Here is a 548-nt window from a genome sequence, read left to right as displayed (position 1 = left end):
CGATTGGCGAATGATCTCGGCGCTCGTGGCCAAGCGACTGATCTAAGAAATCACCAATCCCTGGTCGATCACCTCGATACCTTCTTTCCGAAAGACACTGACATAAAGGATATAAGGCCGGCGTTGAACGTCCTGCGTGCGTATCATGAGCCGGGCTATTCAGCGACTGGCCGGTGGCCAGTGACGGTGCCTTCAAAGGCAGATGCGCATGTCTTGGAACAAGTGACCAGTGACAGCAGCTTGGCCCCAAGCACCCGTGTTGTCTATGGTCGTAGTCTTCGCAGATTTTCTGAGGCGCTTGAGAGGCGGGGCCGGACGATCTCTGGGCTGGATCATGATTTGCGGATCGAATTCGCCGAGGTGTTGTTTCCAGGCAACGATTATCTCCGCTTGGCGCTGGAACGGGTTCGCGATGCGAAGCCCGCGTCAGACAGGATCGTGGCGGACGCTTTGGCAGCGGACGGCTCTGGACACGCCGGAGTTGAGGCCGCCGCCCCGCCAGCGTTAGCTGCCAGCCAACAGCAGATCCGGCCCACGCCGGATGCGCT

1 protein-coding gene is annotated in these 548 nt (G+C 59.3%); it reads left to right on the top strand.

Features of this window, described 5'->3' with window-relative positions; all coding sequences use genetic code 11:
* Positions 1 to 339 precede the first annotated feature (339 nt).
* Positions 340 to 548: hypothetical protein (locus AC0L26_RS31990; protein WP_473636085.1), on the top strand; the 209-nt coding region annotated here is incomplete at its 3' end.

Source organism: Mesorhizobium sp. WSM4823 (assembly GCF_055811195.1).
The sequence above is the reverse complement of the archived record's forward strand: the minus strand, read 5'-3'. Positions and strand labels throughout refer to the sequence as shown.